At 60.3% G+C, this 13,675-nt stretch carries 14 protein-coding genes and 1 pseudogene; 5 read left to right on the top strand and 10 right to left on the bottom strand.

Annotation, left to right across the window (positions count from 1 at the left end; all coding sequences use genetic code 11):
- The 4 genes and pseudogenes from VF285_RS01385 to VF285_RS01370 form a co-directional block, all read left to right on the top strand.
- Nucleotides 1–141, top strand: a pseudogene (locus tag VF285_RS01385) (electron transfer flavoprotein subunit alpha/FixB family protein); the annotation flags it as partial.
- Between the two features lie 64 nt (nt 142–205).
- Nucleotides 206–886 carry a 3-oxoacid CoA-transferase subunit A gene (locus VF285_RS01380; protein ID WP_346950819.1) on the top strand — a complete coding sequence of 227 codons (681 nt, stop codon included), beginning with the start codon at nt 206–208 and terminating at the stop codon, nt 884–886.
- Nucleotides 883–1,521: a 3-oxoacid CoA-transferase subunit B gene (locus VF285_RS01375; protein ID WP_346950818.1), complete on the top strand. Its 639-nt coding sequence runs from the start codon at nt 883–885 to the stop codon at nt 1,519–1,521. Before VF285_RS01380 ends, VF285_RS01375 begins: the two co-directional genes overlap by 4 nt.
- An 85-nt stretch (nt 1,522–1,606) precedes the next feature.
- Nucleotides 1,607–2,830, top strand: a complete 1,224-nt coding sequence (locus VF285_RS01370; protein WP_346950817.1) for an ABC transporter substrate-binding protein — start codon at nt 1,607–1,609, stop codon at nt 2,828–2,830.
- Between the two features lie 52 nt (nt 2,831–2,882).
- Here VF285_RS01370 and VF285_RS01365 read toward each other — a convergent pair whose 3' ends face one another.
- The 10 genes from VF285_RS01365 to VF285_RS01320 all read right to left on the bottom strand — a co-directional run bounded on the left by VF285_RS01365 (nt 2,883) and on the right by VF285_RS01320 (nt 12,508).
- Entirely contained in the window at nt 2,883–3,917 is a 1,035-nt protein-coding gene (locus VF285_RS01365) for a cyclase family protein (RefSeq protein ID WP_346950816.1), read from the bottom strand.
- Between the two features lie 14 nt (nt 3,918–3,931).
- Nucleotides 3,932–4,396: a MaoC/PaaZ C-terminal domain-containing protein gene (locus VF285_RS01360; RefSeq protein ID WP_346950815.1), complete on the bottom strand. Its 465-nt coding sequence runs from the start codon at nt 4,394–4,396 to the stop codon at nt 3,932–3,934.
- On the bottom strand, nt 4,393–5,994 hold the full coding sequence (locus VF285_RS01355; RefSeq protein WP_346950814.1) for an AMP-binding protein: 1,602 nt from the start codon (nt 5,992–5,994) through the stop codon (nt 4,393–4,395). The genes VF285_RS01360 and VF285_RS01355 overlap by 4 nt, the downstream gene beginning before the upstream one ends.
- Nucleotide 5,995: 1 nt before the next feature.
- On the bottom strand, nt 5,996–6,709 hold the full coding sequence (locus VF285_RS01350) for an ABC transporter ATP-binding protein (protein ID WP_346950813.1): 714 nt from the start codon (nt 6,707–6,709) through the stop codon (nt 5,996–5,998).
- A complete protein-coding gene (locus VF285_RS01345; protein WP_346950812.1) occupies nt 6,706–7,467 on the bottom strand; it encodes an ABC transporter ATP-binding protein in 762 nt (253 codons plus the stop codon). The genes VF285_RS01350 and VF285_RS01345 overlap by 4 nt, the downstream gene beginning before the upstream one ends.
- On the bottom strand, nt 7,464–8,348 hold the full coding sequence (locus tag VF285_RS01340; RefSeq protein WP_346950811.1) for a branched-chain amino acid ABC transporter permease: 885 nt from the start codon (nt 8,346–8,348) through the stop codon (nt 7,464–7,466). Before VF285_RS01340 ends, VF285_RS01345 begins: the two co-directional genes overlap by 4 nt.
- A gap of 13 nt (nt 8,349–8,361) precedes the next feature.
- Complete coding sequence (locus VF285_RS01335) at nt 8,362–9,234, bottom strand: branched-chain amino acid ABC transporter permease (protein ID WP_346950810.1); 873 nt, start codon at nt 9,232–9,234, stop codon at nt 8,362–8,364.
- 1 nt (nt 9,235) lies between these two features.
- The gene (locus tag VF285_RS01330) at nt 9,236–10,372 is read right to left on the bottom strand and encodes an ABC transporter substrate-binding protein (protein WP_346950809.1); all 1,137 of its coding nucleotides are present in this window, start codon (nt 10,370–10,372) and stop codon (nt 9,236–9,238) included.
- Nucleotides 10,373–10,560: 188 nt separating this feature from the next.
- Nucleotides 10,561–11,082 carry a cupin domain-containing protein gene (locus VF285_RS01325; RefSeq protein ID WP_346950808.1) on the bottom strand — a complete coding sequence of 174 codons (522 nt, stop codon included), beginning with the start codon at nt 11,080–11,082 and terminating at the stop codon, nt 10,561–10,563.
- Nucleotides 11,083–11,164: 82 nt separating this feature from the next.
- Nucleotides 11,165–12,508 carry an MFS transporter gene (locus VF285_RS01320; protein WP_414648039.1) on the bottom strand — a complete coding sequence of 448 codons (1,344 nt, stop codon included), beginning with the start codon at nt 12,506–12,508 and terminating at the stop codon, nt 11,165–11,167.
- A gap of 183 nt (nt 12,509–12,691) precedes the next feature.
- Between VF285_RS01320 and VF285_RS01315 the strand changes: the two genes are divergently transcribed.
- Nucleotides 12,692–13,666, top strand: coding sequence for a LysR family transcriptional regulator (locus tag VF285_RS01315; RefSeq protein WP_346950806.1), 975 nt, complete (start codon nt 12,692–12,694; stop codon nt 13,664–13,666).
- Nucleotides 13,667–13,675: the final 9 nt, after the last annotated feature.

Here is a 13,675-nt window from a genome sequence, read left to right as displayed (position 1 = left end):
CAGCACCTGGCGGGCATGAAAGACTCCAAGGTCATCGTGGCGATCAACAAGGATGCCGAAGCCCCCATCTTTGGGGTGGCCGACTACGGTCTGGTGGCCGATCTCTTCGAGGCCGTCCCCGAACTGGTCAAGGCCCTCTGACTAAAACCACAACACGGACCTTCTGAGGTCCGTTTTTCATTCTGTTGCTGAAGAGCGCTCCACAATGATCAACAAGATCCGCACAACACTCGCAGATGCCGTCTCTGGCATTCAGGACGGGTCTACCGTGATGATAGGCGGGTTCGGTCTTGCGGGCATGCCGGTCGAACTCATCGACGCGCTGCTCGAACAGGGTGCCCGTGACTTGACTCTGGTGAGCAACAACGCCGGCAACGGCGAGACCGGAGTGGCAGCGCTGCTCAAGCACGGGCGCGTCCGCAAGGTGATCTGCTCCTTCCCCCGACAAACCGATTCTTACGTATTCGACGCCCTGTACCGGGCCGGCAAGGTCGAACTTGAACTGGTACCTCAAGGCACGCTAGCCGAGCGCATGCGTGCTGCAGGCGCCGGTATTGGCGGGTTCTTCACGCCCACCGCCTACGGCACACAGCTGGCCCAGGGCAAGGAAACCCGCGAAATCGACGGCAAGCACTACGTCTTCGAAAAAGCCCTGCGCGCCGATTACGCGCTCATCAAGGCCCTGCGCGGTGATCGCTGGGGCAACCTCGTCTACCGAAAGTCGGCTCGCAACTTCACGCCCGTCATGGCATCGGCTGCGGCTTGCACGATCGCTCAGATCCAGGAACTGGTTCCGCTGGGTGCGCTGGACCCCGAATCCATCGTGACCCCCAGCATCTTCGTACAGCGCATGGTTGAACTGCACACCTCCCCGGAACTCGCATGAACCACTTGACCCGCGAACAAGTCGCACAACGCATGGCGCAAGACATCCCTGACGGCGCCTTCGTCAACCTTGGCATCGGCGCCCCCACGCTGGTCTCGAACTATCTGCCAGCCGACCGTGAGGTCATTCTGCAAAGCGAGAACGGAATTCTGGGAATGGGACCCGCACCGACCCCCGGTGAAGAAGATCCGGAACTCATCAACGCGGGCAAGAAACCCACCACCTTGCTGCCGGGCGGCGCCTATTTTCACTCGGCCGACTCTTTCGGCATGATCCGAGGCGGCCACCTGGACATCTGCGTCCTGGGCGCATTCCAAGTCTCCGCGCACGGCGATCTGGCCAACTGGAGCACGGGCGCCCCCGACGCGATCCCCGCGGTAGGCGGCGCCATGGATCTTGCGCTGGGCGCCAGGCACGTCTTCGTCATGATGGACCATCTCACCAAGCAAGGTGCCAGCAAAATCGTGCCCGAATGCACCTACCCCCTGACCGGGGTCGCTTGCGTTCACCGCGTCTACACGGACCTCGCCGTACTGGACATCACTGCACAGGGGGTGTGCGTCCGCGAAATTCTGGCCGACATCCCGTTCGAGGCCCTGCAGGCCGCCACCGCCGTCCCCCTGCACCGTCCCTGACACACGCCTTTTGCCCGCCGACGCCGCGCCGACAGGCCAACACCAGCCCGCCACGACAAGAGCGGGCCATTTCAGGAGACTCTTCATGAAACTTCGTACACTGGCCGCCGCACTCCTCGCAGCAGGCCTCGGGCTAAGCGCCAGCACGTCTGCACTGGCCGCCGAAGGCATCTCGAACAACGTGGTCCGCATTGGCTTCATTGGTGACCTGTCTGGCCTGTACGCCGACGACGACGGCAATGCGGGCGCCGACATGATCCGCCAGGCCATCAAGAACTTTGGCGGCCAGGTCGATGGCAAAAAGATCGAGCTGCTCGTTGCCGACCACCAGAACAAAGCCGACATTGCCGCCTCGAAGGCACGCGAATGGTTCGACCAGGACCACCTGGACATGCTCATCGGTGGCACGAACTCCGCCACGGCATTGGCCATGGCCGGGATCGCGGCCGAACACAAGAAGCCTTTCTTCGTCGTGGGATCGGGCACTTCGGCGCTCACCAACGAGCAATGCACACCCTATACCATTCAGTACGCCTACAACACCGTCGCGCTGGCTCGCGGGACCGGCTCGGCCGTCGTGGCCCAGGGCGGCAAGACCTGGTTCTTTCTGACGGCCGACTACGCCTTTGGCAAGTCATTGGAAGAAGACGCGGCCAAGGTCGTGGAAAAATCGGGCGGCAAGGTGCTGGGTAATGTCCGGGCGCCGTTAGCTACCTCGGACTTCTCGTCCTTCATGTTGCAGGCCCAGTCTTCGGGCGCGCAGATTCTGGGGCTGGCCAACGCGGGAGGCGACTTCATCAATTCGGTCAAGGCCGCCAAGGAATTCGGCATCTCCAAGACCATGAAGATCGCCGCACTGCTCGCGCTCATCAACAGCATCCACACGCTGGGCCTGAACAACACCGCAGGCATGTACCTGACGATCGCCTGGTACTGGAATCAGGACGCTGCCTCACGCGCCTGGGCCAAGCCCTTCTTTGATAAATACCACCGTGCGCCTTCATTCCTTCAGGCTGGTGACTACTCCGCCACCATGGCGTACCTGAACGCCGTCAAGGCCACTGGCACCGACAATGGCGACAGCATCATGAAATACATGAAATCGCACAAGATCAACGATATGTTTGTGAAGAACGGTTATGTGCGTGCCGATGGCCTCATGATGCACGACATGTTCCTCGCACAGGTCAAGAAGCCGGGCGAATCCAGCATCCCCTGGGATTACTACAGCATCCTCAAGCGACTGCCCGCCGAATCCGTCTACGGTGGTGAATCAGAATCCACCTGCAAGCTGGTCAAGCACGGATAGACCGGAAGACCGCGGGGCTTGTCGCGTGCCGGGTCAATCGCACAGAAACGGTTCAAACGGTGGCGATGGGCGTCACCGGAGAACCGACGGCACCGGTCAGCCGCAGCGGCGGGGCGGTCAGCAGAAAGTGATGCCGCCCGTGCTCGGCCAACCAGTCGGCAAGTTCGCGCAGATACCAGAGTTCGGCCAGCGGCAAACCGAGCTTGAACAGGCAATGGTGATGGAGCGGCAGCAGTGAATGATGCGGCCCGGACGTACGGGCGGGGTAGGCCTCGACTGCGTAATTATCGGCACACAGGACCGTGATGCCGCTCGTGCTGATCCAGGACAGCAGTCCTTCGTCTGAGCCATCCAGCACGGCGCCCGTCTGATCCAGCACCTCTGCGTCCGGATGCCCCGCCATCTCGACGATTTTTTCGGCAAAGCCCGTGCGCAACACCAGCATGTCGCCCCGCTCGATCTGGATCTGATCGACCGCCAGTACGGACTGGAGTTCTTCGAGCCCGATCAAGGTTCGGCCAGTGCCAAAATGGCGCACGAAATCAAGCAGCACACCACGACCCTGCATGCCCTTGACGGCATAGTTCTGAATGCCCAGCTTGCGAGCCCCCAGCAGGCCGCCGTGGCAATGATGATCGACGGTACCCGGCAGAGCCTCGGGGATGTCCGCCCCGGCGCGAAACCCGTTGTAATACACCTTTTGCGCCGTACCACTGCCATCGACGTCGAACTGGGCCCCCACGTGGGCGAACGAATCCCATTGCGTGGAATACTGCAGCGACAGGATGACCTCGTCATCGCTCAGGACGTCGACCGCGTCGGGCTCGAGCCTGTCCATTGAAAAATTCATGTAGGCCGCGCCGTCGCGTTCCGTGGCAAAAAGCCTGGGAGCCTTGCGACGCACGTTGAGTACGCTGCCACCGGGCAGCTCCAGCGGCAAGGACAGACAAAAGGTCTTGCCTTCGCGAACTTCTCGCACCCCTTTCAGAACCTGCTCCTGGCCCAACCAGTTCAGCCGGCCCAGTTCATCGTCAGGTCCGAAATCCCCCCAGTTGGCCCCGTGGGGTCGCTGCGTCCAGCGTGGCATGGCAATTCTCCAATTTATTGAGCGGCTTGTGCACCCGCCCGTGTCTGTACCAGCAAACCGCTCAGGCCGTCTTGCACGACCTCGCCCTTTTGATTGATCAGCTCGAACCGGCGGCCCAGCTTGCCGCTGCGACCACTCTTGCCTAAAGACAGTTCGGTAATGGTGAGCCGCAGATGAACGGTGTCACCGACAAACAGCGGTGCTGTGAACTTCCAGTCTTCGAAGCCGAACATGGCGATGGCTGAACCATGAAAAATGCCCATCTCGTGCAACATGCCCGTGCAGACGGCCATGCCCAGCACGCCATGCACCAGACGTTTGCCGAACCGTGTGCTTGCGGCGTATTCCGCATCGGCATGGATAGGGTTCCAATCGCCCGAAAGCATGGAAAAGAACGTCAGATCAGCCTCAGTCAGCGTGCGACCACCGCTTTCGAAAGTCTGGCCGACGGAAAAGTCTTCGAAATAGTGTGTCTTCATGCGGACAACCCCAGTTTTTTCATGGCGAGATCGCGCAGTTTTCCGCGCTGGATCTTGACGCCATTGGCACTTTGCGTGGTCGGAAAAGCATCGATGGGCCAGATCTTGGCCGGCACCTTGAACGCCGCCAACGTGGCCCCCACCGCCGTTCTGATCGCCTCTTCGTCGGGCGGAACCCCAGGGTCACGCAGCGTGACGAAGGCGACACACCGGCGCTTGCCGCCAAGGTCGACGCTGACCACCTGCGCGTCGACAATGCCGGGTTGTTCCTTGAGCACGTCTTCGATCTCGACCGGACTGACCAGATAACCGGCCAGGCGCATGGCATCCCCTCTGCGCGTGACGTACACGAAGCTCCCGTCGGGGCGCAGATAGCCTATGTCGCCTGTTGAGAAATAGCCTTCGGCATCCATGACGGCCGCCGTGGCGTCCGGCCGGTTGAAATACCCCATGAAGTTGGTGTCGGCCTTGATCTCGATGACACCGCTCTCGCCCACCGGCACGAGCTGGCCTGTTTCGAGATCGCGGATACGGATTTGAGCGGCCGCGTTGGCAGGCATCCCACCCCCCAGCAGCATCTCGTCAGTCGGCAGACCGCGCGGTTGCAACGAAAAAAGGGCCTGGACCTCGCTGGAACCATAAACCCCCATGAGCGGCACGTGACGCTTCCAGGCCTGGCGGCCGAATTCATTCATGCCAGGATGAAACGCCGCAAATCCGAACACCCGAACCGAGGGAAACGGCGTATCTTGCGCATCCTGCTCCAGCGTGCGGCGGAACATTTCGTCACTGCCAAAAACGTGGGTGATTGCGTGGTGCCGGATCAGCTGTGCCGCACGCGGCCCATCGAAGGTGTCCATGAGAATCACTGGGCGCCCCGCTGCAAAAGCACCCAGCGCCGAATTGAAGCCGAACACCCCGCCAAACGGCAGGGCTGCGAGCAAACGTACCTGCGGGTCCGTCAGGCCGTAGGCCTTGGCCACCCGCTGGCTGTGCACCACGACGTTGCGCTGCGAATGCATGACGAGTTTCGGGCCGCTGGTGGTGCCCGAGGTGGTGAACAGAATGTTGAGCCCGTCGGCCGTCTCGTGCGCCGGAGCCGCACCGTCAGGCAATGCGTCCAGGTTGAAAGGCACCGTGGGGCGCCCCAACACCGTGGCCGGAAGCTCGCTGGCGGCCGCTCGCACGACCACCACCTGCCGAAGATCGGGCACTGATGCAGGATCTATGTCGGCAAGGATGGCCGGAAAATCGATCTTGCGGAAATTGAGTTCCAGCACCAGCATCGACGCGTGCGATTGTTCCAGGATGTAGGCCACTTCGTGCGCGCGGTAACGCGTATTGATCGTCATGAGGGAGGCCCCCAGACGGGTCAGTGCAAAGTACAGCACCAGCCAGTCCAGACGGTTCACCATCCACACCGCCACCATGTCGCCCTGCCGCACGCCCTGAGCGCTCAACCAGGCGGATGCGCCATCACACATCCGGCTGAACTCGGCGTACGTGACCTCGTGGTCGTCTTCGATGAAGGCCACGTCATGAGGCCTTGCACGAAGGTGGTCAGAAAGCAGTTCACTCCAGGTAGAAAACTCTTGCATCTCAATACAGTTCCATCAGTTTTGCGTTGTCGCTGAGCTCTTCTGGCAACGCCTCTTTGACCAGTACGCCCGACTTGAGGACGATGACACGGTCGGCAATCTTCAAGGCCTCTTTGACGTTCTGCTCCACCAAAAGGATGGACATCCCGGTGTCCTTCTGCAGATCGCGCAAGGGATACAGCAAATCCTGAAATAGTTTGGGTGCCAGGCCGATGGACGGCTCATCGAGCAGCATGCAGCGTGGCTTGATGAGCAAGGCACGCCCGATCGAGACGATCTGCTGCTGGCCACCCGACAAAGTACCGGCCCGCTGCTGATAAAAGTTCTTCAACGCGGGCAGAATGGACATGACCCAGTCGAGACGATCGGCCCGGTCTGCCTTGGGAATGTTGGCCGACCACATGCTCAGCTGAAAGGTCTCGGCGACAGTCAGGCCCTTGAATACGCCACGTCCTTCAGGCACCAGCGAAATGCCGCTGGCACTCTGCGCACGGGGGTCGATGACCCCCAGTGCAGCCTCGTCCCGGAAAACCTTGCCGCCCTGATAGGGAATCAGCCCAAACAGTGTTTTAAGCAGGGTGGACTTGCCGGCACCGTTGTGCCCGATCAGACACAGCACCTCGTTGGGGCGCAATTCAAAGCTGAAACCATCCAGGACGGGACGCCCCCCATACCCCACGACCAAGCCTTCGGCTCGCAGCACGGGAGCACTCATGCGGATTGCTCCCCAAAGTAGATGGCGGCCAGATGCGGATCCTTGAGCACGGACTGCGGATCGCCATCCGCCAACAAACGCCCCTGATCCAGGAAAGCAATGCGATCAGAAATCCCGACCACGATGTCCAGATTGTGTTCGATGATGCAGACCGTCACGCCTTTTTCGACCTCGTCACGCAGAAGGCCCAGAAAATGATCGTAAGATCGCCGGTCCAGCCCGGAGGCCGGTTCGTCGAGCAGCCACATCTGGCTGTCGGTCGCCATGATGCGCGCGAGGCTCAGAAACTTGCGCTCGGCATAGGCCAGGTCGATGGCGCGCACGTCCGCCTTGTCGACCAGGCGTGTGCGCACAAGGATCTCGTGCACACGCTCACGCCGTTGCGCCATTTTGGCCTTGCCACCCGGTTGCCACAGCCACGAGCCCGGTTCCATCACCGTCAGGACGTTTTCTTCGACCGTCATCTGGTCAAACAGGCGCAAATCCTGAAAGGTGCGGCTGATGCCCTTGCGCGCGATCTTCCAGTGGGGCATCCCGACGATGGATTCCCCCATCCACAGGATGTCGCCACTGCTGGGATGCAAGTGCCCCGTGATCAGATTGAAGAGCGTGGTCTTGCCCGCGCCGTTGGGGCCCACCAGGGTCGTGACGATACCGGCGCGCATGTCCAGGGTCACGTCTTGCGTGACCTTCAGACCACCAAAATTCTTGCGCAGATTGCGCACACTGAGCAGCACGTTGTCGTTCGTCGGGCTCATCGCGCAGCCTTGTTTCGATGTGCGCCCACCAGGCCGCTAGGCCGGAAGATCATCAGCAGCACCATGGCGGCCCCGTAAGCAATCTGCTGCACCGCCCCGATCTCGGTGGACGGCAGGAATGACATGTAGCTGAAGGCGCTGGGCAACAGCATCAACAACAGGGTTCCTACCACCGGGCCAAGCAGCGTTCCGGTGCCGCCAATGATGACCATCGCCATCAACAGAACCGAGGTATTGAGAGTGAAGCTTTCAACGTTGATGAAACCCAGATAGAAGGCATACACGGCACCCGCGATGGCTGCCAGCGCGGACGACACGACGACCGACAACGTCTTGATGAACGCCACGTTCTTGCCGCAAGCCGAGGCAGCTGATTCGCTGTCACGAATGGCCTTCAGGCTGCGTCCGAAACTGGAACGCGACAGTTGCGCAATGATGAGCAGCACCACGACGAAACAGCTCACCGCAAGCAGCGCGTATTCCTCTGGATCGGAGAGTACGTGGCCGAACAGGTCGGCTGGCGGGATGCCGATGATGCCCCCCAGCCCCCCGGTGAACGACTTCCATTCGGCAAAGACCGTGACGCCCAGCACTTGCAGCCCCAACGATGCCGCAACGAAGTATTCGCCACGGACCCGCAACGCGGGCAAGGCCAATATCAACGACAGGGCTGCCGTCACCAGCATCGCCACAGGCACGGCCAGGAAGAACAGGCCGCTGAAATGCAGAGCGAAGTACGCGGCCACATAGGCGCCCACCCCAAAGAACACGGCATGTGCCATGGAATAAATTCCGGCATACCCCATGATGAAGTTCAGAGTGATCGCCAGAATGGCGTTGATGGAAATCAGCGTGACGAGGTTGAGTATGTACGCGAGCATGATGTTCGGTGCCTCAAGATGCCATCGCACGGCCAAAGAAGCCCGTGGGTCTGAAGATGATGAACAGGAAAAGCACGACGAAGGTGACGGCCTCGCTCCATTGAGACCCAAGGAACATGAGCGACAGGTTCTCGACAATGCCCAGCAACAGCCCGGCAAAAGCCGCACCCCGGAGGCTGCCCACCCCGCCCACGATGGTGGCCGCCAGGCTGATCAGCATGACGTGGTGCGTGATGGAAGGATTCATCCCTGAGCTGGCGGCCGTCAGGATGGCGGCCGGCATCACCAGAACCGAACCAATCACAAACGCGATCGTGGAGAGCATGCGCGGACTCATGCCATACACCCGGATGAGTTCCGGGCTTTCGGATAGTGCACGCAGCCCCATGCCCAGGTGCGTTTTCGTGAAGAAAAAGTGCAGCGCCAGAAAGAACACCAGAGCGCAGACCACCGCGATCCCTGCCAGCGGCGCCACGTACAGGCCAGGAGCCACCTGAACGCTCATGGACAAGGGCGTGGACACCGACACAAAGCTGCGCCCGAAGACCACGCCGATCAGGTTCTCGACGATGATGCCGATACCCAGTGACGCCACGAATATGGTGAAGAAAGAGCCTTCGTGGCGCTGGATGGGGGCATAGACACAGCGATCCATGAACACCCCGAAGACCATGGTCGCCGCCGAAGCGACCACCATAGACACGATCGGCTGCACAGCCGCCACCGAATACAGGTAGTAAAAGATGTAGGCGCCTATGGTGAAGGTCGCCCCGTGTGCAAAGTGAAAGATCCGCGTCGACCCGAAGATCAGCGAAAAGCCCACGGCAATCAGGGCGTACAGCGCACCGACCTGAATGCCGTTGACCAGAAGTTGCAGAAACAGCATCTCAGTGCGCGGCCGATTCTTTGATGACCTGCACCACCTTGCTGGGTCCGCCGGTGATCTCGTTGATCTGCATCGGGCTCACCACGGTGCCGTCCTTGTTGAAGTGCACGTTACCCCCGACCAACTTGAAGGTACCCGTTGCCAGGCGCTGCGCCAGAAGGTTTTCGCCGGTGATGGGCTTGCCCTGGGCCTGGAGCTCGTGCGCGAGCAGACCAAACAGCAGCACCGAGTTGTAGTAGTTGGCGACGTAGGCTGTGGGCATCTTGCCGTTTTTGGCCTTGTAGTCATCCACGAAACGCTTGGTGATGGGGTCCGTGGACGCCCAGTCGATGTTCTGTGTGGTGTAGAGCGCGCCCTTGGCTTCAGGCAGTGCGTTGATTTCGGGGATCGAGAAAGCAGAGTAACTGACGATCTGCTGGCTGACACCGTTGTCGCGCAGCTGCTTGACGATCTGCGATTGCTGGGCCCCGTATGACGCTACGTAGATGACATCGGGGCGTGCCGCACGAACCTGTGCTGCCACGCCGCCAAACGACTGCGAAGACGCCGGAACGGAGAACGAGTTCACGAGTTCGCCACCGACTTTGGGTAGCGTGGCGTCCAATTCTTTCTTGACGCCGGCTCCCAGGGGATCATCGACGTAGATGAGGACGAAGCGCTTGAGGTGCCGTTCTTTGACCAGATAGGGCAACACCGCCCGGACTTCGTCGTTGGCCAAGGGGATGATGTTCCAGAAATAAGGCCCCAAGTCGGCCAGATCCGGTCCCACCCCACCCCCATTGATGGCCACCGTTTTGGTACGCGTGGCAATGGTAGAGATGGCCTTGGATACCCCCGTGAAGGCCGACATGACATACGGCACCTTGTCGACGTTGACCAGCTTGTTCATGCCGATGACGCCTTGCTGCGGCAAGGCCTGGCTGTCTTCGTACTGGATCTTCAGCGTGCCCTGAATCATCTTGTCGGCGTTGATGTGCTCAGCCGCCAGATTGGCGCCGGTACCGAAGATCTGCCCATAGGCCGCATTGGGGCCAGTTAGTGGGAACAGTGCGCCGATCGTCACGTTGGCGGCCAAGGCCGGCGCCGAGGCCAGCGCCAGCGCAGACAGACCCGCCGACAACAGATGTTTGAGTTTCACGTTCGTCTCCTTGGATAACCGGACCCCGGCACGCGCCAAAGCGCGCCCGGCATCACGGCAATTGCCAACGAGTTTCAATCATGCACACCAAGTGCACAATTTGCTTTTTGCGAACGGCCCGTTAGGCAGGACTTAATGGAGGAAAACCCGCATAGATCTTGCGACGCCCGTGAAACACTGCAGCCCGCCTATTCCTTTCTTTCGGCCACCCGATGCTGGAACCCCGTACCCTCGGAACCCTGGAAGAACCAGACTCCGTTGCTGGTGACGGTGGGCACATCCTGCACCGTGTACAGCACGGCCTGCTCGGTCGTCGACGTATTGCAATGCTCATGCTGCGCCCATGGCGGCGCAAAAAACACGTCACCGGCTTCCCATTCAATCTTTTCGCCATCGATGATGGAATAGCCCGTGCCCTGCCGAACAATGAAGATCGCAAAATTCGAATGCCGATGCCGCTTGGCATGCTTGCCTGGCTCAAACACCTGCACCAGCATGTTCAGGCTCGGACTCACACCAAATGCCTTGCCCGTGTCTTCGTGCACCAGCGACACCGCCCAGCGGCCGTCGCTCAGGGGATCCTTGGCCGACACCTCCTTCAGCTTCTGATCGATGTCACGCCACTTCCAGATGTTGGCACGCACCGCAGGTTCCTCGCTCTTCTGGAGGAACTCCTTGTAATTGATAAGTTTGGCTGCTGGCTTGGTCATGTTACAGACTCCTTTTCTACTGAAACATCATGGTCACAACACACAGGCCGGGTTGCATGGGCACCCCAGCCACGCACAAAACTCAACGGTGAGACTGATCACTCTTCTTCATCAGCCAGCTGCTGACCAACGTGATCACACCCAGTACCACCAGATAAAGCGTCACGTACTTGGGGTCACCATCGCCCACCTTCAGCAGCCCTGTCGCGATCAACGGGGCCAGGCCACCGCCAATGGCTCCGGACACTTGAACACCAATGGAAATCCCCGTATACCGGACCTCGGGCGGGAACTGGCTGGGGAACAACTCCCCCTCGGAGCCATACAGCAAGGCATACACCACCGCGATTGCCACGATCATGGCCAGGGTGATCACGAGCGAATCCCCAGTGCGCAGCATCCTGAAGAAATAGCCGCTGAAAAGAACCACGCCCAAGGCGCCGATACCAAAGGCCCAGCGCTGACCGATCCGATCGCCGATATGCCCGCAGAACGGAATCGTCACGATGGATACCGCCGCCCCCCACATCACCGCGTGCAAAATCAGTTCCTTCGAAAGCCCCAAGGTCTGGGTTGCGTAGGCCAATGAGAACGTGGCCACGGTGTAGAACCAGGTCACCTCGCCAAAGCGGGCACCCATCACCTTGAGCGTGGCGCCCATGTGCTTTTGCAGGGTTTCCTTGACGGGCGAGTGAGAAATTTCTCCTGCGGCCTTCATCTTCTTGAATGCCGGGGACTCACTGACCCGAATCCGCACATACCAGCCGATGATGAGCAGCACCGTGCTCGCGATGAACGGCAGACGCCAGCCCCAGCTGAGCATTTCGTCCTCGGGAAGCCTGGAAATCAGCGCCAATGCGAACGCGGACAGCAACAAGCCAATCGCCACACCAGTCTGCGGCAAACTCCCGAAGAAGCCCTTCTTTCCTTTCGGTGCGTGCTCGACCGCAATCAGGACGGCGCCCCCCCAATCCCCCCCAATGGCCAGACCCTGCAAAACCCGCAAAAGCGTCAGCAAGATGGCGGCCCAATAGCCGATGGAGTCATAGGATGGGACGAATCCGATCAGGATCGTGGGGACTCCCATCAAAAGCAGCGTGAACAGAAAAGTGGACTTGCGGCCCACGCGGTCACCAAAGTGACCGAACACAATACCGCCCAGAGGCCGTGCCAGAAAACCCACGGTGTAGGTCGCAAACGCTGCCAAAGTGCCGGTCAGCGGGTCGAACGACGGAAAAAATATCTTGTTGAAAATCAGTGCCGCCGCACTGCCATACAGGAAAAAGTCATACCACTCGATCGTCGTGCCGGCCATGCTGGCCAGCGCGGCCGTCACATGCTCCTGCCGCTTGCCCTTTCGATTACCTTCAGCACTGTCAGGGGTGCTCGTTTCCATTGTTTCCTCCTGAATAGGTCTAGTTTTTATGGGGTGCGCAATCAGTCGCAAAGCTGATTCAGCGAGCCCTACGAAACATCCGGTCACCGGATACCCAAATTATTGAGAACTGGAAGTACATTAACCATGAACCTGTAGTCATACTTGATATGCGCCGACGACAGACGCGTGCGGTGGGGCGGCTGCGCAAAGCACATTCATCCCGAAGAACGAATGGAGACGACGATGATCGACGAGCGGTTACGCTACTTCCTGGTCATCGCCGAAACCGGATCGCTTTCAAAAGCGGCGGAGACCCTGGGGATCTCTCAATCGGGCCTCAGCCGCCAACTCCGGCACCTGGAAGACGAACTCGGCCGACCTCTTTTCATGCGCACTGGCCGGGGCGTGGAACTCAACGACATAGGCACCCGACTGGACCGGGCCATCCGACCGGCGTTCGCCACCATAGACCGCACGCTCGAGCTGCTGCGCCTGGAAACGGGCGCCATGCAAGGCTCCATCCGGATCGCGATGGTCCACACCCTGAGCCACTACTTCCTGCCGCGGTTGCTGGCGCGGTTTCACGCCGAATACCCCGGAGTCAACACCTACCTGCTTGGCCGTGGATCACCCGACGTCGTGGACTTGGTCAGCTCTGGCAAGGCAGACCTGGGGTTCGTGTACGACGTGGCCGTCACCGTGGACGGGCTGACCATCGACCACTTGTTCGAGGAGCACATGTGCCTGGTCCACCACCAAGACACGCAAGTGGAACTGCCCACCGACGCTTCGCGCGCCTGGGGCGAGCCATTGATCACCTTTCCGAAGTACTACGCGCTGCGCCAGATGCTGCACCGAGCAAAGCTGGACCGGAACGTCATTGCCGAGGTGGAAACCGTCGACACCATGCTGCGCCTCGTTTCCTGCAAACTGGGGGTCTGCGTCCTGCCTGACCTGATCCCCGACGCGGAGCTTCTGAGCATGCAGCTGCGCAGGCAACCCATCCTGCTGCCTGACCTGCGCCGCTGGGTGGTGTGCATCAGCGGACCGAGCACTGCTCAGTCGCCTATTTCGCAGGCCCTGATCGAGCTCGCCCGACAGTCACGAATGAGCCAGGGTCAATTCGTCACGACTGCAGTTCCACACCGCCCTCCCACAACCGCCGTGGCGGCTTCCAAAGTACCGGGACGCAGGCGTAGTATTTGAAGAACTGCC

Source organism: Castellaniella sp. (assembly GCF_036379515.1).
In the GTDB taxonomy this organism is placed as follows: Bacteria; Pseudomonadota; Gammaproteobacteria; order Burkholderiales; family Burkholderiaceae_B; genus Castellaniella.
The sequence above is the reverse complement of the archived record's forward strand: the minus strand, read 5'-3'. Positions and strand labels throughout refer to the sequence as shown.

Bases quoted from the DNA above. Each gene is read 5' to 3' on its own strand.
- VF285_RS01380 (WP_346950819.1), top strand. From the start codon at position 206: ATGATCAACAAGATCCGCACAACACTCGCAGATGCCGTCTCTGGCATT.
- VF285_RS01375 (WP_346950818.1), top strand. From the start codon at position 883: ATGAACCACTTGACCCGCGAACAAGTCGCACAACGCATGGCGCAAGAC.
- VF285_RS01370 (WP_346950817.1), top strand. From the start codon at position 1,607: ATGAAACTTCGTACACTGGCCGCCGCACTCCTCGCAGCAGGCCTCGGG.
- VF285_RS01365 (WP_346950816.1), bottom strand. From the start codon at position 3,917: ATGCCACGCTGGACGCAGCGACCCCACGGGGCCAACTGGGGGGATTTC.
- VF285_RS01360 (WP_346950815.1), bottom strand. From the start codon at position 4,396: ATGAAGACACACTATTTCGAAGACTTTTCCGTCGGCCAGACTTTCGAA.
- VF285_RS01355 (WP_346950814.1), bottom strand. From the start codon at position 5,994: ATGCAAGAGTTTTCTACCTGGAGTGAACTGCTTTCTGACCACCTTCGT.
- VF285_RS01350 (WP_346950813.1), bottom strand. From the start codon at position 6,709: ATGAGTGCTCCCGTGCTGCGAGCCGAAGGCTTGGTCGTGGGGTATGGG.
- VF285_RS01345 (WP_346950812.1), bottom strand. From the start codon at position 7,467: ATGAGCCCGACGAACGACAACGTGCTGCTCAGTGTGCGCAATCTGCGC.
- VF285_RS01340 (WP_346950811.1), bottom strand. From the start codon at position 8,348: ATGCTCGCGTACATACTCAACCTCGTCACGCTGATTTCCATCAACGCC.
- VF285_RS01335 (WP_346950810.1), bottom strand. From the start codon at position 9,234: ATGCTGTTTCTGCAACTTCTGGTCAACGGCATTCAGGTCGGTGCGCTG.
- VF285_RS01325 (WP_346950808.1), bottom strand. From the start codon at position 11,082: ATGACCAAGCCAGCAGCCAAACTTATCAATTACAAGGAGTTCCTCCAG.
- VF285_RS01315 (WP_346950806.1), top strand. From the start codon at position 12,692: ATGGAGACGACGATGATCGACGAGCGGTTACGCTACTTCCTGGTCATC.